We start from the raw sequence: 22,380 nt of genomic DNA, 5'->3' as shown, positions 1-22,380 counted from the left end.
CTAAATACTATGGGGCGCGCGCTCGGTTTTGATCGTGAAAAATATATTGAACTGCAGTCGGAGCACATCAACGCTCGACGCAAAGAAATCGGCGGGAAGCTTTATCTCGAAATGGGCGGCAAGCTCTTCGACGATATGCACGCCTCCCGCGTGCTGCCCGGTTTCACCCCGGATAACAAGATTGCGATGCTCGAGCGCATCAAGGATGACGTAGAAATCCTTGTCTGCATCAACGCCAAGGATATCGAGCGCCAGAAGATGCGCGGTGACCTCGGGATCCTCTATGAAGATGATGTGCTGCGGCTTGTCGACGTCTTCCGGGACCGCGGTTTCTTGGTCAATAACATTGTCATGACCCAGCTCGAGGACGGCAATAGCCAGGCCGAGGCTTTCATCGAGCGCCTAGAACGCCTGGGGCTCACGGTGGCACGCCACCGCATCATTCCGGGCTACCCCGCCAATATCGACCTCATTGTCTCCGAGGATGGCCTGGGCAAGAACGACTATGTTCAGACCACCCGTGACCTCGTGGTGGTCACCGCGCCGGGGCCGGGATCCGGCAAGCTGGCTACCGCGCTCTCGCAGGTCTACCACGAGAATCTGCGCGGCGTGCCTGCGGGCTACGCCAAGTTTGAGACCTTCCCCATCTGGAACCTGCCGCTCGATCACCCGGTGAACCTGGCCTACGAGGCCGCCACCGTGGACCTCAACGACGCCAACGTCATCGACCACTTCCACCTTTCCGCGCATGGCGAATCGACGGTGAACTACAACCGCGACGTCGAGGCCTTCCCGCTGCTGAAGTCTCTGCTGGAGCGCCTGACCGGCACCGTTCCCTACCAGTCCCCAACGGACATGGGCGTGAACATGGTGGGCTTTTGCATCACCGACGATGAGGTCTGCCGCGAGGCCTCCCAGCAGGAGATCATTCGCCGCTACTTCAAAACTTTGGTGGAAGAAGCCCGCAACGGTCTTGATTCCACGCAGTCCGAGCGCGCTGCCGTGGTCATGGCGAAGGCCGGCATTAAGTCCACCGACCGTCCGGTTGTGCTCCCGGCACGTCAGAAGTCGGAAGAGACGCAAGGCCCGGCAGCCGCGCTGCAGCTTCACGACGGCACCATCATCACCGGCCGCACCTCCCCGTTGCTGGGCTGCTCCGCAGCCGCGCTGCTCAATGCGCTCAAGCACTTGGCCGGCATCGATGATGACCTGCACTTGTTGTCCCCGGAATCCATCGAGCCCATCCAGACGTTGAAGACCAAGCACTTGGGCTCGCAGAACCCGCGCCTGCACACCGATGAGGTGCTCATCGCGCTGTCGGTATCCGCGGCGAAGGACGAGAACGCCCGCCGCGCGCTCGATGCGCTCAAGGAGCTTCAGGCCTGCGATGTTCACACCACCACCATCTTGGGTTCGGTGGATGAGGGCATCTTCCGCAACCTGGGCGTCCTGGTGACCTCCGATCCGGTCTTTGCCCGTAAGAGCGCGCTGTACCAGAAGCGCTAAGACTTCGCCGAAAGATTGGGGATCTTGCCACTAGCAGGCCTAGACTTGCGGGCGTGACTATTGGCAAGATTCTCCTCTACTACTGCTTTACTCCCATCGAGGACCCCACCGCGATCATGCTGTGGCAGCGCTCCCTGTGCGAAAAGCTCGGGCTCAAGGGCCGTATCCTCATTTCGGAGCACGGCATCAACGGCACCGTGGGCGGGGACATGGATGCGTGTAAGCGCTACGTGCGCGAGACCCGCGAGTACCCGGGTTTCAAGAAGATGGAGTTCAAGTGGTCCGAGGGCGGAGCGGAAGACTTTCCGCGCCTGTCGGTCAAGGTGCGCGATGAGATCGTGGCCTTCGGCGCGCCGGGCGAGCTCAAGGTGGATGAGAACGGCGTCATCGGCGGTGGTGTTCACCTCAAGCCCGAAGAGGTCAACAAGCTGGTGGAGGAGCGCGGTGAGGAGGTCGTCTTCTTCGATGGCCGCAACGCCATGGAGGCGGAAATCGGCAAGTTCAAGAATGCCGTGGTGCCGGATGTGCGTACGACCCACGACTTCATCGCTGAACTCGAATCCGGCAAGTATGACTGGATGAAGGACAAGCCCGTGGTCTCCTATTGCACGGGTGGTATTCGCTGCGAAATCCTCTCCGCGCTGATGAAGAACCGCGGTTTTAACGAGGTTTATCAGATTGACGGCGGCATCGTCCGCTACGGAGAAAAGTACGGCAACGATGGCCTGTGGGAAGGCTCGATGTACGTCTTTGACAAGCGCATGCACCACGAGTTTGGTCAGGGCCTAGAGGATCCAGGCTTTATTCAGCTCGGCCACTGCGTGCACTGTGGGAAGGGGACGAATACCTTCCACAATTGCATTAATGAGGACACGTGCCGCAAGCAGGTGCTCATTTGCGATGACTGTATCCAGCACGTGGAAACCCAGCACTGTGGGCGTCCAGATTGCGCCGAGGTGGCTGCGGCCCAGGCGCAGGCCTAGCTTTCGCTAGTTTTCAAGCACCGGGGTGAGCAGGATCTGGATGTCGTTGATGCACCAGATCATGAAGTTGCCGGCCATGACCCAGAAAATCGCCATCCAACCGCGCCAGCGCACGTAGGCCTTGAGTTTGCGCACCATGATGACGGCGCAGCCGATCATGCCGATGAAGGGGATGATCAGCGTCGTCGTGGCGAACACCGTGCGCTGGGTCCTTGTGCACAGCCAAGCGGCGAACTCCACGCGGAGGCAGTCGGTCGTGGTTCCGAAGAACCTGAAGAATCCAGCGAGGAGGAGCGCGTACAGCGCCGAGCTCACGAGGATAGCCACCATAAACCACAGCGCCTGGCGCGAGGAGCGGCGGTTGGCCTCGGCGACGGCGAGGGGATCGGGTTCGTCGGCAAGCTCATCAAAGCTGCGGGGCTCGGGGCGAGGCAGGTTGGTATAGTCCGCGTCGGACGTGAGATCATTTTCGGGGTGCTCTGCTGCCATGTTGTGCAAGTCTAACGTGCTTCGGTGTCATAGGTGCTCGGGCAGACCAGGACTGGCACTCCCACGTGGGGGAGAAGTTCGGTGGCGGTGCTACCGATGAAGACGCGCTCGATCGGCCCCATGGGGGAGGAACCCAAGCAGAGCAGGTCGCCCTTTTTCCACTTGAGCGAATCCACCGCGCCGGACCAGCCGTGACCGCTGCCGATGTCCGTCGTGACGGAAATCTCCGGGAAGACCTCTGCGATGAAATCGTGGGCGCGGTCCAACAACGAGAGCGAGTGCTCGCGCCAATTGGGGGCGTCGGAAGGAAAAGTGGGGGAGTATTCGAGGGGGACGTCGACCAGCCCCTTGGCGGAAAACGCCAGGATACGCAAGGGAATCCCGCCGCGCTGCGCAATGCATGCCGCGTGCCGGAGGGCGGGATCGTCGGCGCGGCCAAGTTCGGTGAAGGCGAAATTGATGCGCGTCACCCCGTGCTTGGACAGCTTGATACCGCGCGGGGTGAGACCCACGGGAAGCGGCGAGTAGTGCAGCAGCGCATCGGCGGTAGAACCGGAGAAGAAACGGCCCTTGGGCGCGGACTGGTTGGCCCCGAGGAGGATGACGTGCGCGTTGAAATCCGTAGCCGCTTGCTCCAGCAGCTGCGGGCGGGACGGTCCTGCGATGAGAACGGAGACGTTCTTATCGAGCTGGGTCTTGCCCACTCCGGCTGCGTCCAAGGCCTGCTTAACGGCGCGTTCGCAGGTCGCGCGCTCCGCTTTGAACCACTTTTTATAGGAGCCGCTGAGCTTGCTGAGCGACGTCACGGTGAAGGGTTGCGAAATCGTGGATACTACCCGGATCTGAACGGGCGTGGAACGCGCGAGCCATGCGGCAAACTCGATGGCCTCGGTGCCCGTGGAGCTCGGGCTCCACGAGACGAGTACGCGAAGCGGCAAGATACGGTCTTCCGAGGAGGACTGTCCTTCCGCGGGATGTGAAGATTTCTTAGCCATTCATCAAAAGGATCGGGGTCGTTTCCTTCATTATCGACCCTTCACGCTTTAAAATAAAATCTGTTCTACCGGCGCTTTTTGGTCTATTTTCCGTCCATGGTGGGGCGGTACACATCCGCGAGTTTGGAAATCAGGTTGACCAAAGAATTGGCGTCCTTGATGTCCTCCGGTTCAAGCCAGCGCAGTATCTCGGCCAAAGCTGCCGCTCGCTGGCGAGAGACGATGGTCAGCTCGGATTCCCCGAGCTGGGTGAGGGCGACGAGAACACCGCGGCGGTCCTTTTCATCGCGGTGTCGTTCCACGAAGCCCTGGCGCTCCAATTGGTACAGTGCATTGGACGCGGTGGGCATCCGGATTAGCTCTGCTTGGGCGATGGTGCTGACACGAGAGGGCCCACGCAGGCGCAGCTGATTCATGATCGAGACCTGCGAGGTGGTTAGGGACGTGCCCTCCGTTGTGCGCTGGAAGATGAGCATGAGCTTATTGAGCGCGGGCTGGATCTGGCGGGCAACATCCAGGGCGTCCTCGTAGGGGATCGGGGATTCGATAGTTTCTTCACTCATGGAAAATAAGTGTAGCTACAAACCACCCTCGTCGGTAGTTAGCTGAGTAAAAAATTAGGTTTTGCGTCACGAAGCGCCCAAAGGGAGCCTAGATTGTTGACGCTGCCCGCACTACACTGTCCGGCGTGAATTCTCCGTCCAAGGCAGAGTCTGCAAAGACAAGGCCAGAAGTGGCCTACCGCAACGAAGTCTCCTATGAATGGGAGCGCGCGCAGCATCTGCGCGAGCTTCGCGCGGGAAAAGTGACGCGCGAAGAACTGTGTGATGCTGATTTTCTCCTTCGCGCGGCGGCGGAGCACCACGGCGTTGACATGCAGAAGCCGTGCCCGGTGTGCGGCGAAGAGCTGCGACTGACCCGCTGGGTTTATGGCGACTCTTTAAAGCGCCGTGCGGGAAGCGCGCGCAGCGCGGCGGAAATTGCAGAAATGGCGGCCGAGAGGCTGGAGTTTACAGTGCATTTCGTGGAAGTGTGCCCGGCATGCCGCTGGAATCATCTGCTTCGAGCGGCCACGGTCTATGCTCGAAGGTAGTTTTGGCTTCCCAGTTCACGCCGGTAAGCTGCATGTATTTACAGTTTCTGTACAGGATTGATGAGGACACGGATTAGTGACCGAGAAGGAAACCTCCGGGCGAAAGTCAGGTAATCGCAAGAAGAGCGCCTCGCACAGGAGTAGGCGTTCGTCCGGCCGCACACGCCGCTGGCCGTGGATCGTGCTCGCTGTCTTATTCGTAATTGTCGGCATCCCCGCCTTGCTCTTTGGGTACGCGTATACGCAATACGACGTCCCCGAGCCCAAGGAGCTGCAGCCGAGCCAGATTTCCACGATTGTCGCCGGCGACGGCGAAACCCAGCTGGCCAAACTAGTTCCACCGGAGGGCAACCGCCGCCAGGTGACCCTGGATGAGATCCCGGATTACGTCGAGGATTCTGTCCTCGCGGCCGAGGACCGCGAGTTCTGGACCAACTCGGGCTTTTCCTTTACAGGTCTGGGCCGTGCCGTCTTGGGCAAGCTCACCGGTGATGCTTCCGCCGGTGGTGGCTCGACGATTACTCAGCAGTATGTGAAGAATACTCTCGTTGGTGACGAGTACTCCTACGTCCGCAAGATTCGTGAGCTCATCTACTCGGTGAAGATGACCAACGAATGGTCCAAGGAGGACATCCTCAACGCCTACCTCAACACGGTCTACTTCGGCCGCAATGCGTATGGCATCGAGGCTGCATCCAATGCGTACTTTAATAAGGACGCCAAGGATCTCACTAAGGAAGAAGGCGCGCTGCTGGCGGGTGTTATCCAGTCCCCGTCCGTCCTTGATCCGTGGGTAGATGAGGAACGGTCCCAAGCTCGCTGGAACTACGTCATGGATGGCCTCGTTGAGATGGGTGACTTGGATCAGTCTGAACGCGATCAGCTCGTCTTCCCGGAGACCCGCGATCCGTCTGAGTATTCCGCGTACACCGAAGCGCCGGGTGCCTATGGCCACATCAAGAACCAGGTCATCGACGAGCTGTCCCGCGTGGGTATTACCGAGGACCAGCTGGCCACTGGTGGCCTGAAGGTGACGACGACCATTGACATGACCGTCCAGAATGCATCGACGGATGCTGCCCACGCAGAGCTGGGAGTGCTGCAGGAAGATGCACGCGCGGCAGCAGTCACCATTGACCCGGCCACGGGTGCCGTGCGTGGCTACTACGGCGGTGACGATTCCAACGGCTGGGATTATGCCAATTCCCCGCTGCAGACAGGTTCAACCTTCAAGATTATGACCCTGGCCGCAGCGCTCCAGCAGGGCATCGATCTCAATACTTATTACTCCTCGGCGCCCTACCAGCTGCCTGGATCGCAGCTCGTGACCAACGACGTGGGTGCCGGCTGCGGTAGCTGCTCCATCGCTGAGGCAATGAAGAATTCTTATAACACGTCCTTCCTGCGCCTCCAGGATGACTTGGAAAACAAGACGCAGGACACCGCGGATATGGCGCATGCGTTGGGCGTGCCGCGCAGTCTTCCGGGGATTGAAAAGACCCTCACTGAAAATGGTGGAACGCCGTACGAGGGCATCGTGCTGGGCCAGTACCAGTCGCGTCCGCTCGATATAGCGACGGCAATGGCCACCTTGACCAACCAAGGCATATGGCATCAGCCGCACTTCGTGGAAAAGGTAGAAAACGCTGCCGGCGAAGTCCTCTACGAGAACCCGACCGACGGCGGTGAACGCCGTGTCTCCGCCAACGTGGCCAACAACGTGATCTCCGCGATGCAGCCAATTGCCGCATGGTCCAATGGTGCGCTAGCTGGCGGACGCCCGTCTGCCTCCAAGACTGGTACGACGCAGCTGGGCGATACGGGCCAGAACAAGGATGCCTGGATGGTTGGTTCCACGCCACAGCTGGCTACAGCAGTGTGGGTAGGCACGGCCGATAACACCTCCGCGATCTTTAATCAGTGGGGCGGAATTATGTACGGCTCGGATGCACCGACGAAGATTTGGAAGTCCATCTTGGACACCTCTTTGGCCAACGTGGAGCAGCAGCCCTTCCCGCAGGCCTACCCGATTAACTACGGCGTCGGCAGCTGGGGCTCGGGATATGTCTATGATCCGAGCCAGACCACCACGTGGAACCAGACGCCGGCAAGCCCGGAGAGTGACAGTCCCGAGGGTGAAGAGGAAGCACCTGCCGAGGGCGGCGAGCACCACGACGAGGGTCAGGGCGGTAGCCCAGAGCAGCCGGCCCAGCCTGAGCAACCTGAGCAACCCGCTAACCCTGAAGTACCTTCGCTCGATGACATCCTTAATGGAGATGGCCTCGACCAATTGCTTGGCCAATAGGAGATTGATCCCCCGGTGAGCCATCACACTTCTTCGCAGCTTGTCCCACTCTCATCCGAATCGATGACCCGTGGCGCCGTCAATGCCCTCGGCGGGCCGACGGGGCGTTTCGCCCGCTCGTCCCACTCTGGTTGGTGGACGCCGCTGCGCGTCATCATCACGCTGGCGTGGACGTTCCTGGCGTTTGGATTCTTGAGTAAGGCAACCTGTGCGGGCAGCCGCCGGGGCGAGGACGGCCTCATCAGCCTGAACTGGGATGGCAACCGCCAGTACACGTCCTTTTGTTATAACGACATCGTGCCGCTCTATGGTGGGCGCGGCTTGGACCAACCTGGCTTTCCCTATGCCTACTCCTGGGTGGAGGGAGACCTCACGCGCTACATGGAATACCCCGTTCTGGCGGGCCTGTTCCAGGGGGTCGTCGGCTGGCTGGCGCGCACCACGTATCCGGCTGTCGAGTGGATTGGTATGGCCGAGGTCAGTTGGTACTTTGGGCTGACCACGCTCATCTTGTCCCTCGTGTGGGTCGGCACCGTGGTCATGGTATTCCAGCTCACGGGCAACCGGGCATGGGATACCGTTCTCATGGCGGCCAGCCCGCTCGTGGTTATCCACGCTTTCACCAACTGGGATATCCCGTCGGTAGCGTTCATGGTGGGCGCCCTTCTCGCAGTGAAGAAGCGCAAGAACTGGCTCGCCGGCATTCTCATTGGGCTCGGCACGGCATTCAAGCTGTGGCCTCTGTTTATCTTAGGCGCGTTTCTGGTGTTGGCCATCCGCCTCAAGCGCTGGGCGCCTTTCTTCAAGATGTTCGTGGCAACCGCCGCGACGTGGCTCGTGGTGAACCTTCCCGTGGCGCTGGCCTACCCCGAGGCCTGGCGCGAATTCTTCCGGCTCAATCAAGAACGCGGTGCCGAGTGGACCACGATCTATGCGCTCTTGAGCCGCGTCGCGGGCGTGAGTTTTGAGCCCGAATTCCTCAACACTTTCTCACTCGTGGCGTTTCTGGTGAGCTGCGGGGCGATTGCCATCATGGGTCTTAAGGCGCCGCGCGCGCCGCGAGTAGCCGAAATGATCTACCTCATCATCATGGCCTTCCTCATTTTCAACAAGGTGTGGTCCCCGCAGTACTCCCTGTGGCTGGTCGTCCCGGCACTCCTGGCGCTTCCGCGGTGGCGGCTCATCTTTAGCTGGGCGCTTGCCGACGCCCTCCTCTGGCCCATCCTTACCTGGCACATGCTCGGCTCGGAAAACAATGGTCTGCCGCACGAGATGCTCGATATCGCGGTGCTGACGCGCGATGGCTTCATCATTGCCATCGGTGTGCTCATCATCCGCCAGATGTGGGGCAAGTCTGAGGACAAGGTCCGCGCCGCTCATGGCGGCAGGGACCCGTTGGCGGGGGATTTTTCACGATGACTATCACCATCGTGGGCATCGTCTCCATCACGCTGGGCTTCCTTTGTGTGTTGAGCGCCTACTACCTGTTTCAGCGCTCTCAAGACCGCACCTGGCCGGTTGTGCTGGGTTTGCTGGCTTTGCTGTTTCTCACGGTGATCCCGGCGGGATCGGCCATCTTCGTCGCGGCGACCCACTAGCGGCAGCCGAGGAGATGGGGGATTTCCTTTTCCGCCGGTCAGTGCGGTACTGTGTGAGGGTTGCTTGACGCAACAGACCCTCCTGCCATATCCGCAAAGGTGATATGGCCGATACCAATTACTAGACCATAGGAGGTGATGAGGTCCGTGCGTCACTACGAAGTCATGATCATTCTGGATCCTAACCAGGATGAGCGCACCGTAACCCCGTCCCTAGACAAGTTCCTCGAAACGATCCGCAAGGATGGCGGCAAAGTCGAAAAGGTTGATGTGTGGGGCAAGCGCCGTCTTGCATACCCGATCAACAAGAAGGAAGAGGGCATCTACGCAGTCGTGGAGCTGGAGTGTGAATCCCACTCGGTTCTCGAGCTTGATCGCCGTCTGAACCTGAACGACTCCATTATGCGTACCAAGGTTCTGCGCACCGACAGCAAATAGCGGATACTGGGTTTCGAGCAATCCACGTAACCGATATTAAGGAGTAAAGACATGGCTCAGGGAGATACCAACATTACGGTTGTCGGCAACATTGTGGCCGACCCGGAACTGCGCTTCACCCCAGCGGGTGCCGCAGTGGCAAATTTCCGTGTTGCCTCCACCCCGCGTCGCTATAATCAGCAGACTTCCCAGTGGGAGGACGGCGAGGCCATGTTCCTCACCTGCAACGTGTGGCGCCAAGCCGCAGAAAACGTTGCGGAGACCTTGACCAAGGGCATGCGCGTTATCGTTACTGGCCGTTTGCGCCAGCGGTCTTACCAGACCCGTGAGGGCGAGAACCGCACTGTTTTTGAAATCGAGGTCGATGAGGTCGGCCCGTCCCTGCGTTATGCATCCGCACAGGTTAACCGCAAGTCCGGCAACGGCGGCGGCAACTATGGTGGCGGCCAGCAGCAGGGTGGTGCTAACTACGGCGGCGGCAACCAAGGTGGTTTCTCCGGAAACCAGGGCGGTTTCTCTGGAAACCAGTCCCAGTCCTCTGCCCCGCAGCGGTCTCAGCAGCAGTCGGCTCCGAGTAACGATCCGTGGAATTCTGCACCCCAAGCGGGAAGCTTTGGTGGTGCGGATGCAGAACCCCCGTTCTAAGACTGTCACGCAAGTATTCATTTAACTCAATTGAAAGGCAGGGATCATGAAGCTGATCCTCACCGCTGCCGTTGAGAACCTCGGCGCCCCCGGCGAAATTGTAGAGGTTAAGGACGGCTACGGACGTAACTACCTGCTTCCGCGCGGCCTGGCAATCGTTGCTACCCGCGGTGCTGAGAAGCAGATCGAGGGCATCAAGCGCGCCCAGGAAGCTCGCGCAATCCGCGACCTGGACCACGCACGCGAGATCCGTACCCAGCTGGAGGAGCTCAAGGACGTTAACGTCCCCGTGAAGACCTCCGAGTCCGGCAAGCTCTTCGGCTCCGTGTCCGCTGAGGACATCGTGAACGCCGTTGCCGCCGCTGGCGGCCCGAAGCTGGACAAGCGCATCGTTGTGCTGCCCAAGGGCCTGGTCAAGAAGACCGGCAACTACCAAGTCGAGCTGAAGCTGCACGCTGACGTTATCGGCAAGGTGAACTTCTCGGTCGTCGCTGCCTAAGAATTAAGGCGCACGACGGTCACCCTCCGTTCGCCCGCGTGTGAGGCGCGGTGCCGGTACGCAGGACGTGACCTTAAGACAACAGCAAGGCTTTAAGGCCGTGCTCCTTTCACTATGTGAGGTGGTGAGAGGAAGCACGGCCTTGCGCCGTTTTACGCGGGGTCGCCTTTTGGGGATCTAGCACCGCAGGAGGCAGGGAAACGTCGCCAAGCGCGGCCTGTGGATAACTCGCCCAGCCTGTGGATAAACCTGCGTTCAGTTAACGGTGAATTCACTCATGCCGCCATGTGTTAACCCGCTGGTAGCGGCGATATCGGGGTAATGCCCCTACTTTTCCACGGGATTTGTGCGTATTTTCACATCTCAAAAAACGCGCCTTGACCTGCAGAAATAAACTTCGCTGGTCACAGCGGTGCAAAGTTATCCACAGCCCTGACCTCTGGCTTTGCATACCAAGTCTTTGCTGACCTGGGAATTCCACAGCTCTCTGTGGATAACTGTGAGAGTTATGCCCAAGGGGTAGTGTCTTGACCCTCGGCTACACTGTTGTGTACTACGCGCGGTTGCCGCTTGGCACTGCATCGAAGCTTGGCCGTCCGGCGCGGAGAAGAGTGAGAACTTCAGGCACGGCCAGGGTGGGACTAATGAACGGTGGGATTGATGAGCAATGACTAATGCCAGTTTTGACGACGACCACGTTCCACCGCCGCCGGAGCCGGTAGAGGAGGAACCTCGCCGCTCTTACCGGCAGGAAGAACCGAAGCGCTACGGCGAATTTCGCCAGCCGCCCGCGGACCGCGAGGCCGAACAGGGCGTTCTCGGCGCCATGCTCCTGAGCCCGAATACAGTCATGGAGGTCATTGAGGAGCTGGAGCCGGAGGACTTCTACTATCCTGCGCACACGCTCATCTACCAGGCCATGATCGATCTTTACGCGGCGGGCACGGATATTGACGCGGTGATTGTCGCGGCCCGTCTCGATCGCTATAACAACCTCGAGCGCGTTGGCGGTGCGCCCTACCTGCATACCCTGCTGGCCACGGTGCCCACTGCGGCTAACGCCCGCTATTACGCGGAGATTGTCGCGGAGAAGGCGGTGCTGCGCAAGCTGGTGGATGCCGGAACCAGAGTCGTCCAGCTCGGCTTCCAGGGCTCTGAGGACATGGAGATAGAGTCCGTGCTGGATCGCGCCCAGCAGGAAGTATTCGCCGTGGCGCAGAAGAAGACCACCGAGGATTACCGTGCGCTGAGTGATCTCATCGACCCCACGATCGATGAGCTCGCCGCCCTGCAACAAAACGGAGTGGAGTCGGGCGTGCCCACAGGGTTTATCGACCTCGACAACCTGACCAATGGCCTGCGTGCCGGCCAGATGATTATCGTCGCCGCCCGCCCTGGTGTGGGCAAGTCCACGCTGGCCATGGACTTCATGCGCTCGGCGTCCCTGCAGCACAACAAGACTTCTGTGGTTTTCTCCCTGGAGATGTCTGCCTCCGAGATCGTCATGCGCCTGTTGTCAGCGGAGGCGGAAGTGAAGCTATCGGATATGCGCGGTGGCCGCGTGTCCACGGAGGATTGGGCCAAGATCGATGACACCCTCAACCGCATCCAGGATGCGCCCCTGTTCATCGATGATTCCCCGAACCTCACCATGATGGAGATCCGCTCGAAGGCCCGCCGTCTGAAGCAGCAGCACGGGCTCGACCTCATTGTGCTGGACTATATGCAGCTGATGTCTTCGGGCAAGAAGGTGGAGTCCCGCCAGCAAGAGGTCTCGGAGTTTTCGCGCCAGCTCAAGCTCTTGGCCAAGGAGCTCGAGGTGCCCCTCATCGCGATTTCGCAGCTGAACCGTGGCCCGGAATCCCGTACTGACAAGAAGCCGCAGCTGGCGGATCTGCGTGAGTCCGGCTCGTTGGAGCAGGATGCCGATATGGTTATGCTGCTCTACCGCCCGGACTCACAAGACCGCGATGATCCCCGTGCCGGTGAGGCGGATATCATCCTGGCTAAGCACCGCGGCGGCCCGATCGACACGGTGAAGGTCGCGCACCAGCTGCACTACTCCAAGTTCGTGAACATGGCGCACGGCTAAATTACAGGTCCACCACGGCATTGGGGTCACCCAACCGTGGGCCGAGGATGACCAAGACTAGGAAGACCGCTGCCGCAGCGAGCGCCAGCCACCGCCACACCGGGAAGAAGCGCTCGCCGCACAGCCTGGCAAACCCCGCGCCGATGAGTGCGCCGAGGGTATTGAAGATGAGGTCATCAATATCAGTGCGCCCGAGCGTGAATGCATACTGCGCTGTTTCCAGTGCCAAGCTCAGCGCGAAGCCCCATGCGGCAGTGGCCTTGATTGACCGGCACATGCTGAAGACGAGCATGCCAAAAGGAATGAAGAAGGCGGTATTGCCCGCATACTCAAAAAGCGGGCCAAACCAGGTGCCGCCGGAGAACTCATCAAGCGGCACCAAGCGCAGGTCACGGACCCGCTGGTTCTCCGGCTTCCACAGGTAGCCGATCTGGTAGAAGGGCTTGAGCGTGGTGAGCGCGACCATGACCGCGACCCACGCGCCGAGGGCGACCCTATTGAGCAAGGGCCCGCCCCTTGAACTCTGGCAGGGTCAGAGCCGCGAAGGCCGCGATGCCGAAGGCTGCTGCAAAGAGCACGAAGAGCCAGCCCGTGCCCGCCACCGCGATGAGCGGCGGAACGATAAGCGGCGCCAGGATGGAGGCGAGTCGGCCGAAGCCCGCGGCCGCACCAGTACCGCGCCCGCGCAGGGCGGTGGGGTAGAGCTCCGGGCCGATGGCGTACAGCGCGCCCCACGCGCCGAGGTTGAAGAAGGAGAGCAGGCAACCGGCCAGGATGATCATGGCCTCAGTGTTGGCGAAGCCAAAGAATCCGGCGGACAGGGCGGAGCCCACGAGGAAGGTCGCCAGCGTCGAGCGGCGTCCCCAGACCTCGATGAGCCAGGCCGCTGCGGCGTAACCCGGCAGTTGGGCCAGAGTGATAATCAGCGTGAAGCTGAAGGACTTCACCAGGGAGAAACCGTCCGCGACAAGCAGCGACGGAATCCAAATGAAGGCGCCGTAGTAAGACAGGTTGACGCAGAACCAGATGGTCCACAGCGCCAGCGTGCGCCCGCGCAGGGATTTCGACCAGATGCTGGTGGCGGTGACGTCCTCCTCGGAGTAGGTCGGTGCCGGGGTCGTGCGGTCGATGTCCGCCTCATCCACCTCGGCCTCAAAGGAGGCGACGATTTCTTCTGCTTCCTCGTGGCGGCCCTTCGACTCCAGGAAGCGTACTGATTCAGGCAAGTGAAGGCGCACATAGAGGGCATAGAGCGCGGGCACCATGCCGAGCGCCAGGGCCCAGCGCCAGCCGCTTTCCGACGCCCCCACGACGAACGTTCCAATTACCGCAGCGAGGATCCACCCCACGGCCCAGAAGGCCTCCAGCAAGACCACCATGCGCCCGCGGACCTTGAGGGGTGCGAACTCGGAGATCAGCGTGGAGGCCACCGGCAGCTCGGCGCCGAGGCCAAGTCCGATGAAGAAGCGCAGGATGATGAGGAGTGTGAGGCCCGTTGCGAGGGCGGAGGCGCCCGTCGCGAGGCCGTAGACCAGCAGGGTTAGCGCAAAGATGTGGCGGCGGCCGAACTTATCGGCCAAGAGGCCGCCGAAGGTGGCACCCAAGGCCATTCCGATGAAGCCCACGGACGCCAGCCACGAGGACTGGGTCGGCGTGATCCCCCAGTGCACGGCCAGAGCGGCCATGATGAAGGAGATGAGGCCCACGTCCATGGCATCGAGCGCCCAGCCGATGCCGGAGCCGAAGAGGAGACGTTTGTGTTTTCCAGTGACGGGAAGGCGGTCGAGCCTCTCCGTGCGTGAGATAGAGCGATGATCAAGACGATTCATGCAGGCTAAGCTTACTCTGCGGGGGTAAAGCTTTTTAGCCGCAGAGAATTGGTCACCACAAAGACTGAGCTCAGGGCCATTGCTAACCCCGCCAATAGGGGGTTGAGCAGGCCGAACGCTGCCACGGGAAGAAGAATAATATTATAGGCGAAGGCCCAAAATAGGTTGCCCTTGATGATACGTAGGGTGCTGCGCGCGAGCCGCACTGCCTCGGCGACGGAGCGCAGGTCGTTGTTCATCACCGTGATATCGGAAGCTTCGATCGCCACGTCGGCTCCCGCGCCCATCGCGATTCCGAGGTCCGCCTGCGCGAGCGCTGCGGCGTCGTTGACGCCATCGCCCACCATGGCCACAGTGCGCCCCTGCTCCTGCAGACGAGCAATAGTATCCACTTTGTCTGCGGGCATGACCTCCGCTGTCACGTTGGCATCATCAATGCCAACGGCCCGCGCCACTGCACGTGCCGCGCCGGCGTTATCCCCGGTGAGTAGGTGGGGTGTAAGTCCTAGCTTGTGCATTGCCGCGATGGCGGCGGCGGAGGATTCCTTGATGCGATCCTGTAGCTCGATGGTGCCTGCCAGGGTGTCATCGACGTAGACGCCCACCTGCGTTCCGGTGCCGTCATAGCCCGCGGGCGGCCGGCCTACCCGCACCCGGGAGCCCTCAATCGTTGCCTCGATTCCCTGGCCGGGAAGCTCGTGGAAGCCCTCGGTTGCGGGTAACTCGCCCTCGTAGGCTGTGCGGATGGCTCGTGCGATGGGGTGCTCGGAACCCTGTTCCGCGGCGGCCGCGAGGCGGAGAACCTCCTGCTGCGTGTGCCCTGCCTTAGCTTGGACTGCTCCCACCGACATCTGGCCTTCGGTGATGGTGCCGGTTTTGTCCAGAACGATGGTGTCGATCTGGCGGGTCGATTCCAAAATCTCCGGGCCCTTGATGAGTATTCCCAGTTCGGCGCCGCGCCCGGTGCCGACGAGGATTGCGGTGGGCGTCGCCAATCCCATGGCGCACGGGCAGGCGATGATGAGGACGGAGACGGCGGCCACGAAGGCCGGAGCGACGCCGCCGACCCACAGGTGTGCCAGGAGCGCGAGGAGCGCGATGCCGATGACGATGGGGACAAAGACGGCGGCGATACGGTCCGCGAGGCGCTGGACCGGTGCCTTCGAGGTCTGGGCCGCAGTGACGAGCGCGCCCATCTGGGCCAAGACGGTGTCGGACCCGACGCGGGTGGCGCGTACCTCGAGCCGACCCGAGGCGTTGATGGTCGCGCCCGTCACCGTGCTGCCGGGAGAAACCTCAACCGGCATCGACTCGCCGGTGAGAAGGGATTCGTCCACGGCGGAATGGCCGTTGAGGACCACGCCATCGGTGGCGATCTTCTCGCCGGGGCGGACAACAAAAACATCGCCTACTCGGAGCTCGCTGGCGGGAATGCGGGTTTCGGTACCGTCGCGAAGCACGGTGGCTTCCTTAGCTCCCATGGTCAGCAGCGTGGTGAGCGCTTCGGAGGAGCGCCCCTTAGCTTTGAGCTCAAACCATCGTCCAAGCAGCAGGAACGTGATAACCATGCCGACGGACTCGAGATAAATATGGTCCATCTGCGCGTCATTGGAGCGCAGCGTCATGTGCATGGTCATGCCGGGCATCCCGGCATCGCCAAAGAAAAGCGCGTAGAGCGACCAGCCAAAGGCGGCGGTGGTGCCCAGCGTGATGAGCGTGTCCATCGTGGCGGCGCCGTGCTTGAGATTGGCCCAGGTGGCCCGGTGGAAGGGCGCTCCGCCGATGACATAGACGAGCGTCGTGAGCATCAAGCAGGCCCACTGCCAGTGCTGGAATTGCAGCGCTGGGACCATGGAGAGCAGCATCACGGGCAGAGAGAGCGCCGCGGAGATCAGAGTGCGCTGCAGGATATCGGAGGCTTCGCTCTCGCGGGCGTCCTCCGCCGTGCTAGTCGACGTCTCCCCCTCACCATCCAGGGTGAACGCTCCGTAGCCTGCGCCTTCGACGACGTTGATGAGATCGGCGGGCGTCGTCGTTGCAGGGTCATAACTCACGGAGGCGGACTCCGTGGCGAAGTTGACCGTGGCTTCAACGTTGTCGAGCTTGTTGAGCTTGCGCTCGACGCGGGAGGAACACGACGTGCAGGTCATCCCGGTGATGCCGAGGGTGAGACTGGTAGTCATGGTACTTAGGCCAACTCGTAGCCAGCTTCGGCGACGGCGGCGGCGACTTGGTCGTCGCTAAAGCCCTCCCCGGACACGGTGACGGCGCCGGTGGTGTGGTCGGCCGTAACGTCGGTGACGCCACTGATCTCTGAGATCTCTTCCTTGACGGAAAGCTCGCAGTGGCCACAGGTCATGCCGTTAACGGTGTAGGTTGTGGTGCTCATGGTGAATCCTTCTCCTTACCTTGGGGGTTAATGTCACTGTCGAGGATATACCCCCCTGGGGTATGTGGGCAAGGAATAATCGAGGTTTGTGTACCGTTGGGGGTTGATAGAACCGAGAAATATCCCCGAGACTGATAGGAAAAGACATGGCAACGATTGACATCACTGAAGACACGTTCCAGGAGACTGTTTCTGGCGACGGCATTACGCTCGTCGATGCTTGGGCGGAATGGTGTGGCCCGTGCAAGCGCTTCGGCCCAGTCTTTGAGAAGGCATCTGAAGAGCACCCCGATGCCACGTTCGCCAAGCTGGATACCGAGGCCAACCAGGAGCTATCCGCGAAGCTGCAGATTCAGTCCATCCCCACCTTGATGGTGTTCCGCGACGGTATCCTGGTCTTCCGCGAGGCTGGCGCTCTGCCGCCGGCGGCACTGGAGGATCTCATTGGCCAGGTTAAGGCCCTCGACATGGACGAGGTCCGCGCCCAGGTGGAGAGCCAGCAGGCGGAATAGAACTGGTTAGTCCTTGTCTGCGGTGGAGCCCCGGTGGCCCCGCCGCGCGCGCTTTCCTGTGAGTATCGCTACACTCGCAGGAAAGCGTCTTTTTATATAGGGCACCAATAAGAGCTGCATTAACTACTGCTGCAGGAACCACAAAGGAGTGAGTGCGATGGCAAATCCATTTAGCAAAGGCTGGAAGTATGTGATGGCTTCTTTCGATCAGAAGATCGATGAGAATGCTGACCCCAAGGTCCAGATCCAGCAGGCCGTGGAAGGTGCGAAGAAGCAGCATCGCGAGATTTCCGAACACGCGGCGGAGATTATTGGACGCAAGACCCAGTTGGAAATGCAGCTCAACCGCCTGGTGAAGACCCAGCAGGATTACCAGGATCAGACCCGCCGGGCGCTGGAGTTGGCGGATGCCTCTGAGGATCCGCAGAAGGCCGCCGAGTACAACCAGGCGGCAGAGGTCGTAGCGAGCCAGCTGGTCGCCGTGGAAAACGAGCTGGCTAACCTGAAAACGCAGCACGAGGCGGCTAGCCAGGCTGCCGAGCAGGCGAAGGCCCAGCAGCAGCAGTCGGAGGCCCGCCTGAAGGAGCAACTGGCGCAGGTGGACCAGTTGCTGTCCCAGGCAGATCAGGCAGCGATGCAGGAAAAGAACGCCGAGGCTTTGAACTCAATGAACGAGCTCAAGCCGGATGATTCCACGCCGACCTTGGACTCGGTGCGCGCCAAGATTGAGAAGCGCTACGCGGATGCGCTCGGCGCCCAGGAGCTCCATCAGGCGGCGGGGGGTAGCCGCATTCAGGAGATCACGGCTGCAGGCCACGACATGGCCGCTACGTCCCGCTTGGACGAGATTCGCGCCGAGATGGCCAAGGGCAAGGAGCTGGAAAACTCGCCCTTCGCCAGCGACCAAGCGCTTGAGGCCGGCGCCGAAGCTGATGCTAGTGATGCCAACGCCGAATCGGACTCCGCCGAGGGCAAGCAGTAGCCACTGCGAAGCAAGCCACTACACAGAAAAGGGACCTTCTAGAGCGGGCCGCGCAGCGCGGCCGGGGTGTTTCAGAACCCCACGCTCTCCAAGGTCCCTTTTGACGATTTTCGGTTTAGCTATCTTGGCGGCGGATATTGATGAGCACGCCGCGGATGCCCGAGTGAAAGCCATCGCGCAGGTTGACGCGCTGGGTTTCTGTCAGCGTGTACTCGTGCAGCGTTTCGCAGGCGAACTGCAGCAGCGGGCGATCGATCTCCGGGGGCAGGCCGCCGCCCGAGAGCAGGTGGGCCTGGTCGCGCTGATCGGCGCTCGCGGCGTTGTCGAACCACCACGAGGCATATTGCTGCCCCACGTCAAAGGGGGACTGGAACCCGGCGGAGCTCCACACTTCTTCGGGGAGCGGAACATACTTCGACCGCAGCTTGCGGCGCGGCGCCATCATCGAAGGTTTGGGCGCAGCTGGCTTGGGCGTTGGCTTCGAGCTTTCGGGGGCTGCGTCCGCTTCCTCGCCCGCAGGCTCCTGCGAGTCGATGCCGGGCGCGGAAGGCTGCTCGCCGGAGGGGAGAGGCTCCTCTTCCTTGCGGGAGGTATCGGGCGCAGCCGATTCGGGATGAGAGGCAGTCGCGGCAACGTCCGTCGCGGCGGCAGAAGGTGTGGCGGGGCCAGGCTTGGGGGCGGAGGGGAAGGCGGCTTGCGCCTCGGTGGGCTCGTCGCACTCCTCTGCGTGCTCATCGGTGGCAACGGCTTCGCCCTCGCTGCCGTCCTCGGAGTGCTGGGGCTCGCGGATGGTCGGCGGCAGGGGCCCTTCGAGGACCTCGAGCTCCATTGCGTCGGCGAAGTCTTCCCGCGGATCCAGGATGGTGGTGGAGTCGCACGCATGGCGCAACGCCGAGGACATCGAATCCCAGCCAAAGCCATAGAGGTGCACGCGCACGCCGTTGTTCACGGCTTCTTGGACGCCGGGAATCATGTCGGCATCGCCGGAGACCAAAACAAAGTCCGTGACTTGGCCCTTCATGGCGGAGACGATCATGTCGGCGACAAGGCGGGTGTCCACGGCTTTCTGTGTGCGGCGCTCGCCCCACTCGATGAGCTGGCCGGTGCGAAGCTGGACGCCGTCGCAGACGCGCAGTGCGCGTTGGTAGCGGTGGGGGCCGGTATCCGGGATTCCGTCATACCAATATTGGCGGTGAACGCGGTTGCCCACCTGGGTTTCAATCATCGAACCGAGGGAGCTGACCACTTCGGGTAAATCAATCTCTAGCTGGGCACGGGCGCCCGTCTCCCAGGAGTTATAGAAACTGGCGAGTAGATATGACGTGTCAACGAAGACAAGTGTTCGTTCAAGCATGGCTCCTAAATTCCGTTCTATTTCTTCTAACTAATTTTCTTAGGTCACTTCTGTGAGGTCTTCCAGCCTACGGCCGGTGTAGTCCAGTGTGCCCCATTAGTCACAAAACGTCGATAACCTTGAGGAAATTCCCAGGTCAAAGATATGGAATGGGGAGGCCTTGCCCTGGCCGAAGGTTGGTTATATGGTTAGTTACATGAGTAACCAACCAACTAAGGGGTCTGCATGGACAACTCCGCGCAGCCGCTCTTTCGTCAGATAGCGGTGCTCATCGAGGACGCCATCATCGAGGGCACTCTCGCCGAGGGTGCCCAGGCACCGTCCACGAATGAGCTCGCCGCCTTCCACAGCATCAACCCCGCCACCGCCCGCAAGGGCCTGACCCTCCTCGTGGATCTCGGAATCCTCGAAAAACGCCGAGGTATCGGCATGTTCGTCACCTCTGGTGCCGCAGACCTTATCCGGGCGCGGCGTCGCCAAGACTTTGCGGCTGAATACGCAGCCCCGCTTATCGACGAAGCCGTGCACCTGGGCTATACCCGCCAGCAACTCCATGACCTCATCGACCTTGTCGCAGAAAGTCGAGGACTCTACTCATGATTTCTACCCCGCACTTCACCTTCGACGACGGCCTCACTCACGGCCTCGTCGGCCCCAACGGCATTGGCAAGACCACCCTGCTGCGCAAGATTGCCGGGCAATTGGGTGGCTCTGGCATCAAAGTCGACGGCGACAAGCCCTACGACAATGAAAAAGTCCTCAACAAGGTTGTCCTCATGGGAATCGACAACCCTCTGCCGGCAGGCTGGAACGTGAAGAAGATCTTCACCGTGGCAAGCCTGCGCTGGCCCACGTGGAGCACAGCGCGCGCTGAGGAACTGGTCGAGCGCTTCGAGCTTCCGACGAAAAACTACTCGGGCCTCTCCCGCGGGCAGAAGTCGGCGGCAAGCTTCATCGTTGCGGTGGCCTCGGGGGTGCCATACATGCTTCTCGACGAACCCTATCTCGGCCTCGACGCCGCTAAGCGGGAGGTATTCTATGACGTCCTGCGTGAAGAGCACGGCCGCACCATTATTGTCTCCACCCATCACCTCAACGAACTGTCTGGTTTGCTCGATACCGTGGCGCTGATGGGGGAGAACCCTCTGTCTGGTCCCATCGATGAGTTCATTGAGGGCGTCGTCCAGCTCACTGGCTCTGCCGAAACTCTCGATCGTGCGCTGGGGCGCCTGCAGCTCCCGGTACTCGAGCGCGAAACCTCAGCCGTCGCTGACCGTGTGCTTGTCGACGCCCGCCCCAACCACACCGCCAACGTCTTTGCCATGGCCCAGGAAATGGGGCTTCGGGCCACCGAGGTATCCCTCGAACAGGCCGTTCTGGCGCTGGGGGAGGCGCGATGAAGCTTTATAGGCATATGGCGCTGAGCTGGATCAGCTTCTTCTACGCCTTGTGGATTGTCATCCTTCCGGTGCTGGGAATGGACCGTGGGCAAGGCTGGGCCATCGGGTATTCACTCCTTATGGCGCTCCAGCTCTACCTGGTCCAGCCTGACTTCTCGCGCTACCTCACCTTTGGTCTCAGTACGCGCGTCTGGAACGGGCACCGGCGAATCAATGCCTCCCTGGCGCTTTTGCTCCTTCTCGTCAGCGCACCCTGGGCTTTCCCGTGGTGGGTCCTCATTGCGCCGGCGCTCATGTGGGTGGTGTGCATGACGAAACGCTTTGAGCCATCACGACTGACCACTGGCTCCCTCATCGTAGGTAGCGATGGTGATTCTTCGACGGGCTGGTTCTCAGCGTCCCCGGTCTCCCAGATTGTGTTGCGCCCTCAAGCTCGCGCGTGGATGTGGGCTGCATTCGGTATAGCCATCGCAACTGCGATAAACATCGTGGTGAGCAAGCTGTGGGATAAGGGTGTGGGCATCGTAGGCGCCATAGTCACGTTGATTGTCCTGCCGCTAGTGGCTGACGCGGTTCGCAGCTCGATGAAGGATGCGGTGACCTTTGGCGTTCCACGCGCGGCCTGGTCCACAGCGACGTTATTGTGTACCGCGATTCCAGTGGGCTTGGGAGCTGTCACTGATGTGGTGACGTTGATGTGGACCGGAAGCCTCGCCGGATTCACCATCGTTCCCCTTGCAATGGCTGCCGTTCTCGTGAGCTTTGCGATCACCGACAAAGAGACATGGCCCTATACGGCTGTCACGGTCGGAGCCATTGCTGCCGTGTTGCTTGCGTGGCTACTTAACTCTGAGATCTCTGTGTGGTGGACGCTCACAGGGATGGCAATCATCTACGTCGTGTGGGTTGCCGCATATCCCCGGATGGCTAAAAAGACCAACGTGTTTAGCCCGGGCCTCATGGGCTGGTTTGGGGCACACTGAGCGCCATCCAATGTCTGCGTTAAAAAGGTTGTTTTAGTGCACTTCAAGAAGGGGTAAAAACCTTCATTGAAGTGCATATTTGTGTTTTATCAAGGCCGTGTGTAACTTTATATGAGTCAGCGCGACCGACAGCGCCCCACAGGAACTCAGGTTCTTGAAGCGAGGCGGTAGGAAAACAGGCCCTGGCAACAAATATTTTCTTTACTCGCAGTACTGCGTTTCGCTTAAAGCGGTCCGTATGGCTGTGTGGTGACGATGTTTGAGAACTCAATAGTGTGCCAATGTACT

The 22,380-nt window shown here is 60.8% G+C and carries 23 protein-coding genes; 15 read left to right on the top strand and 8 right to left on the bottom strand.

The features are described from left to right. Positions 1–9: 9 nt before the first annotated feature. A complete protein-coding gene (locus HMPREF2806_RS08235) occupies positions 10–1,506 on the top strand; it encodes a DUF1846 domain-containing protein (protein ID WP_070517279.1) in 1,497 nt (498 codons plus the stop codon). A 53-nt stretch (positions 1,507–1,559) separates the two neighbouring features. Further along, on the top strand, positions 1,560–2,489 hold the full coding sequence (locus HMPREF2806_RS08230) for an oxygen-dependent tRNA uridine(34) hydroxylase TrhO (RefSeq protein WP_049154485.1): 930 nt from the start codon (positions 1,560–1,562) through the stop codon (positions 2,487–2,489). A 6-nt stretch (positions 2,490–2,495) separates the two neighbouring features. On the opposite strand, the gene HMPREF2806_RS08225 is transcribed toward HMPREF2806_RS08230, so the two are convergent. From HMPREF2806_RS08225 to HMPREF2806_RS08215, 3 genes are all read right to left on the bottom strand, one after another. Further along, entirely contained in the window at positions 2,496–2,978 is a 483-nt protein-coding gene (locus tag HMPREF2806_RS08225) for a hypothetical protein (protein WP_049154484.1), read from the bottom strand. Positions 2,979–2,989: 11 nt separating this feature from the next. Continuing rightward, on the bottom strand, positions 2,990–3,973 hold the full coding sequence (locus tag HMPREF2806_RS08220; RefSeq protein WP_070517277.1) for a universal stress protein: 984 nt from the start codon (positions 3,971–3,973) through the stop codon (positions 2,990–2,992). An 83-nt stretch (positions 3,974–4,056) separates the two neighbouring features. Beyond that, positions 4,057–4,536: a MarR family winged helix-turn-helix transcriptional regulator gene (locus HMPREF2806_RS08215; RefSeq protein ID WP_046648788.1), complete on the bottom strand. Its 480-nt coding sequence runs from the start codon at positions 4,534–4,536 to the stop codon at positions 4,057–4,059. Between the two features lie 170 nt (positions 4,537–4,706). Between HMPREF2806_RS08215 and HMPREF2806_RS08210 the strand changes: the two genes are divergently transcribed. The 8 genes from HMPREF2806_RS08210 to dnaB all read left to right on the top strand — a co-directional run bounded on the left by HMPREF2806_RS08210 (position 4,707) and on the right by dnaB (position 12,643). Next, positions 4,707–5,066: a DUF5318 family protein gene (locus HMPREF2806_RS08210; protein WP_070517275.1), complete on the top strand. Its 360-nt coding sequence runs from the start codon at positions 4,707–4,709 to the stop codon at positions 5,064–5,066. A gap of 76 nt (positions 5,067–5,142) precedes the next feature. Beyond that, positions 5,143–7,371 (top strand): transglycosylase domain-containing protein, encoded by a 2,229-nt coding sequence (locus HMPREF2806_RS08205; RefSeq protein ID WP_070517272.1) that lies wholly within the window; start codon positions 5,143–5,145, stop codon positions 7,369–7,371. A 63-nt stretch (positions 7,372–7,434) separates the two neighbouring features. After that, a complete protein-coding gene (locus tag HMPREF2806_RS08200) occupies positions 7,435–8,790 on the top strand; it encodes a glycosyltransferase family 87 protein (RefSeq protein WP_070517329.1) in 1,356 nt (451 codons plus the stop codon). Beyond that, positions 8,787–8,969, top strand: a complete 183-nt coding sequence (locus tag HMPREF2806_RS08195; protein ID WP_046648791.1) for a hypothetical protein — start codon at positions 8,787–8,789, stop codon at positions 8,967–8,969. Before HMPREF2806_RS08200 ends, HMPREF2806_RS08195 begins: the two co-directional genes overlap by 4 nt. A 147-nt stretch (positions 8,970–9,116) precedes the next feature. Continuing rightward, on the top strand, positions 9,117–9,407 hold the full coding sequence (gene rpsF / locus HMPREF2806_RS08190) for a 30S ribosomal protein S6 (RefSeq protein ID WP_175973876.1): 291 nt from the start codon (positions 9,117–9,119) through the stop codon (positions 9,405–9,407). A gap of 51 nt (positions 9,408–9,458) precedes the next feature. Then, positions 9,459–10,052 carry a single-stranded DNA-binding protein gene (locus HMPREF2806_RS08185; protein ID WP_070517269.1) on the top strand — a complete coding sequence of 198 codons (594 nt, stop codon included), beginning with the start codon at positions 9,459–9,461 and terminating at the stop codon, positions 10,050–10,052. 46 nt (positions 10,053–10,098) lie between these two features. Then, positions 10,099–10,551 (top strand): 50S ribosomal protein L9, encoded by a 453-nt coding sequence (rplI, locus tag HMPREF2806_RS08180; protein WP_010187895.1) that lies wholly within the window; start codon positions 10,099–10,101, stop codon positions 10,549–10,551. A gap of 667 nt (positions 10,552–11,218) precedes the next feature. Next, positions 11,219–12,643: a replicative DNA helicase gene (gene dnaB / locus HMPREF2806_RS08175; RefSeq protein WP_046648794.1), complete on the top strand. Its 1,425-nt coding sequence runs from the start codon at positions 11,219–11,221 to the stop codon at positions 12,641–12,643. Between the two features lies 1 nt (position 12,644). Here dnaB and HMPREF2806_RS08170 read toward each other — a convergent pair whose 3' ends face one another. From HMPREF2806_RS08170 to HMPREF2806_RS08155, 4 genes are read right to left on the bottom strand one after another with little or no spacing between them, the layout of a single operon-like run. Further along, entirely contained in the window at positions 12,645–13,148 is a 504-nt protein-coding gene (locus tag HMPREF2806_RS08170) for a VanZ family protein (RefSeq protein WP_369799717.1), read from the bottom strand. Next, entirely contained in the window at positions 13,138–14,472 is a 1,335-nt protein-coding gene (locus HMPREF2806_RS08165; RefSeq protein WP_070517267.1) for an MFS transporter, read from the bottom strand. Before HMPREF2806_RS08165 ends, HMPREF2806_RS08170 begins: the two co-directional genes overlap by 11 nt. A gap of 11 nt (positions 14,473–14,483) precedes the next feature. Beyond that, positions 14,484–16,655, bottom strand: a complete 2,172-nt coding sequence (locus tag HMPREF2806_RS08160; protein WP_070517264.1) for a heavy metal translocating P-type ATPase — start codon at positions 16,653–16,655, stop codon at positions 14,484–14,486. 5 nt (positions 16,656–16,660) lie between these two features. After that, the gene (locus HMPREF2806_RS08155) at positions 16,661–16,861 is read right to left on the bottom strand and encodes a heavy-metal-associated domain-containing protein (RefSeq protein ID WP_070517262.1); all 201 of its coding nucleotides are present in this window, start codon (positions 16,859–16,861) and stop codon (positions 16,661–16,663) included. A 146-nt stretch (positions 16,862–17,007) separates the two neighbouring features. Here HMPREF2806_RS08155 and trxA point away from each other — a divergent pair, with 146 nt between their 5' ends. Further along, complete coding sequence (trxA, locus tag HMPREF2806_RS08150) at positions 17,008–17,373, top strand: thioredoxin (protein WP_046648797.1); 366 nt, start codon at positions 17,008–17,010, stop codon at positions 17,371–17,373. Between the two features lie 157 nt (positions 17,374–17,530). Further along, entirely contained in the window at positions 17,531–18,355 is an 825-nt protein-coding gene (locus tag HMPREF2806_RS08145; RefSeq protein WP_070517259.1) for a PspA/IM30 family protein, read from the top strand. A 115-nt stretch (positions 18,356–18,470) separates the two neighbouring features. Here the strand turns inward: HMPREF2806_RS08145 and HMPREF2806_RS08140 are convergent, their stop codons facing one another. Next, positions 18,471–19,709: an NYN domain-containing protein gene (locus HMPREF2806_RS08140; RefSeq protein ID WP_046648799.1), complete on the bottom strand. Its 1,239-nt coding sequence runs from the start codon at positions 19,707–19,709 to the stop codon at positions 18,471–18,473. A 225-nt stretch (positions 19,710–19,934) separates the two neighbouring features. On the opposite strand from HMPREF2806_RS08140, the gene HMPREF2806_RS08135 reads away from it, so the two are divergent. The 3 genes from HMPREF2806_RS08135 to HMPREF2806_RS08125 are packed head-to-tail and all read left to right on the top strand — an operon-like array spanning position 19,935 to position 22,092. Continuing rightward, on the top strand, positions 19,935–20,309 hold the full coding sequence (locus HMPREF2806_RS08135; RefSeq protein WP_010187877.1) for a GntR family transcriptional regulator: 375 nt from the start codon (positions 19,935–19,937) through the stop codon (positions 20,307–20,309). Further along, positions 20,306–21,109, top strand: coding sequence for an ATP-binding cassette domain-containing protein (locus tag HMPREF2806_RS08130; RefSeq protein WP_070517257.1), 804 nt, complete (start codon positions 20,306–20,308; stop codon positions 21,107–21,109). The genes HMPREF2806_RS08135 and HMPREF2806_RS08130 overlap by 4 nt, the downstream gene beginning before the upstream one ends. Next, the gene (locus HMPREF2806_RS08125; RefSeq protein ID WP_046648802.1) at positions 21,106–22,092 is read left to right on the top strand and encodes a hypothetical protein; all 987 of its coding nucleotides are present in this window, start codon (positions 21,106–21,108) and stop codon (positions 22,090–22,092) included. Before HMPREF2806_RS08130 ends, HMPREF2806_RS08125 begins: the two co-directional genes overlap by 4 nt. Positions 22,093–22,380: the final 288 nt, after the last annotated feature.

This window comes from Corynebacterium sp. HMSC076G08, from assembly GCF_001811515.1.
GTDB lineage: Bacteria > Actinomycetota > Actinomycetes > Mycobacteriales > Mycobacteriaceae > Corynebacterium > Corynebacterium hiratae.
Note: the sequence above shows the minus strand (reverse complement) of the source record. Positions and strands in the feature narration are given on the sequence as shown.

Excerpts from the sequence above, each read along its gene's own strand:
- HMPREF2806_RS08235 (WP_070517279.1), top strand. The coding sequence starts at position 10 with ATGGGGCGCGCGCTCGGTTTTGATCGTGAAAAATATATTGAACTGCAG.
- HMPREF2806_RS08225 (WP_049154484.1), bottom strand. The coding sequence starts at position 2,978 with ATGGCAGCAGAGCACCCCGAAAATGATCTCACGTCCGACGCGGACTAT.
- HMPREF2806_RS08220 (WP_070517277.1), bottom strand. The coding sequence starts at position 3,973 with ATGGCTAAGAAATCTTCACATCCCGCGGAAGGACAGTCCTCCTCGGAA.
- HMPREF2806_RS08215 (WP_046648788.1), bottom strand. The coding sequence starts at position 4,536 with ATGAGTGAAGAAACTATCGAATCCCCGATCCCCTACGAGGACGCCCTG.
- HMPREF2806_RS08200 (WP_070517329.1), top strand. The coding sequence starts at position 7,435 with ATGACCCGTGGCGCCGTCAATGCCCTCGGCGGGCCGACGGGGCGTTTC.
- HMPREF2806_RS08195 (WP_046648791.1), top strand. The coding sequence starts at position 8,787 with ATGACTATCACCATCGTGGGCATCGTCTCCATCACGCTGGGCTTCCTT.
- HMPREF2806_RS08185 (WP_070517269.1), top strand. The coding sequence starts at position 9,459 with ATGGCTCAGGGAGATACCAACATTACGGTTGTCGGCAACATTGTGGCC.
- rplI (WP_010187895.1), top strand. The coding sequence starts at position 10,099 with ATGAAGCTGATCCTCACCGCTGCCGTTGAGAACCTCGGCGCCCCCGGC.
- dnaB (WP_046648794.1), top strand. The coding sequence starts at position 11,219 with ATGACTAATGCCAGTTTTGACGACGACCACGTTCCACCGCCGCCGGAG.
- HMPREF2806_RS08165 (WP_070517267.1), bottom strand. The coding sequence starts at position 14,472 with ATGAATCGTCTTGATCATCGCTCTATCTCACGCACGGAGAGGCTCGAC.
- HMPREF2806_RS08160 (WP_070517264.1), bottom strand. The coding sequence starts at position 16,655 with ATGACTACCAGTCTCACCCTCGGCATCACCGGGATGACCTGCACGTCG.
- HMPREF2806_RS08155 (WP_070517262.1), bottom strand. The coding sequence starts at position 16,861 with ATGAGCACCACAACCTACACCGTTAACGGCATGACCTGTGGCCACTGC.
- trxA (WP_046648797.1), top strand. The coding sequence starts at position 17,008 with ATGGCAACGATTGACATCACTGAAGACACGTTCCAGGAGACTGTTTCT.
- HMPREF2806_RS08145 (WP_070517259.1), top strand. The coding sequence starts at position 17,531 with ATGGCAAATCCATTTAGCAAAGGCTGGAAGTATGTGATGGCTTCTTTC.
- HMPREF2806_RS08140 (WP_046648799.1), bottom strand. The coding sequence starts at position 19,709 with ATGCTTGAACGAACACTTGTCTTCGTTGACACGTCATATCTACTCGCC.
- HMPREF2806_RS08135 (WP_010187877.1), top strand. The coding sequence starts at position 19,935 with ATGGACAACTCCGCGCAGCCGCTCTTTCGTCAGATAGCGGTGCTCATC.
- HMPREF2806_RS08130 (WP_070517257.1), top strand. The coding sequence starts at position 20,306 with ATGATTTCTACCCCGCACTTCACCTTCGACGACGGCCTCACTCACGGC.
- HMPREF2806_RS08125 (WP_046648802.1), top strand. The coding sequence starts at position 21,106 with ATGAAGCTTTATAGGCATATGGCGCTGAGCTGGATCAGCTTCTTCTAC.